Source organism: Photobacterium damselae (assembly GCF_003026815.1).
In the GTDB taxonomy this organism is placed as follows: Bacteria; Pseudomonadota; Gammaproteobacteria; order Enterobacterales; family Vibrionaceae; genus Photobacterium; species Photobacterium damselae.
The window spans coordinates 1-1074 of sequence record NZ_PYOG01000097.1; the positions used below are offsets into that span (position 1 = coordinate 1).

1 protein-coding gene is annotated in these 1074 nt (G+C 41.3%); it reads right to left on the minus strand.

The annotated features are described in order from the left end of the window. Nucleotides 1-132: 132 nt before the first annotated feature. On the minus strand, nt 133-768 hold the full coding sequence (locus CTN07_RS22450; protein WP_005298219.1) for an N-acetylmuramoyl-L-alanine amidase: 636 nt from the start codon (nt 766-768) through the stop codon (nt 133-135). Nucleotides 769-1074: the final 306 nt, after the last annotated feature.

A 1074-nucleotide genomic window follows, 5' to 3' on the forward strand; every position in this document is an offset into this window, starting at 1 on the left:
GTCACCTTGGTTAACATTTTTCGGAAGTCATCAAGATCAGATTCTGTCTTAATTGACTTTGCGGCTTCACGAGCAAAAGCTTCGAGTGCTTTCTTATCCATATTGTCCATCCTTAACCTTTAAGGTTCAAGTTTAGACAGTTACACAGAATTCAGGACACTCTCCTAGAATCCTACGGATCCCTTCCACATGATATTTAACCACCATCTCCCGCCCAGTTGATGTCATCAAGATTTCTTTGCACTCTTGCTCATTATCCATAAAGAAATTTTCCGTTAATATCGCAGGCATAGACGTGTATCTGAGAATATAAAAGCTACGATCTTTGTCATAATCCCCATCTCGTAAATCCGCACGTAATGGCTTATTAGGAAACACATCTTTAAATGCCAGAGCAAAGTGATCAGCAATATCATCGCTGCGCGTCTTCCCCTTAGAAGTAAAGACTTCAAACCCACTTCCACCGCCAGCATTCGCATGAACCGAGATTAAAATACATTGATAACGTGAGTAGTGCTTAGCTAGGCGGTTCGCTCGACGGACACGATCCCGTAAATGAATATCACGCTGCTCGGGTACTAAAATATGATGTTTAATATTGCGTTGAGCTAGCTGCTGACTGATACCCGCCACAACAGCGCGATTAAATTCCCCTTCAAATAATTGACTTCCATCGTCCCAAATAGGAGAGCGCTTTCCCGCCGTTTGATACTGACCATTGATGATCCCACCATGACCTGCATCGAGAATAAAAAGTGGTTGTTTCATTTGATCGTTATTGCCTCTATTAAGGGATTTCTCAAAGAGGCTAGCGAAAATAGACGGGATGAGAAGGCGAGAGTAGATTCAAATACGTTTGTCATCACAAAGAACGGCTCAAATTACATTAATCAAAAAGTAATAAATCAAAGTGTCTCCAAAAAAACTTTCGCACCACCACAAACCAGGAGAGTGTCCTGAATTCTGTGTAACTGTCTAAACTTAAACCTTAAAGGTTAAGGATGGACAATATGGATAAGAAAGCACTCGAAGCTTTTGCTCGTGAAGCCGCAAAGTCAATTAAGACAGAATCTG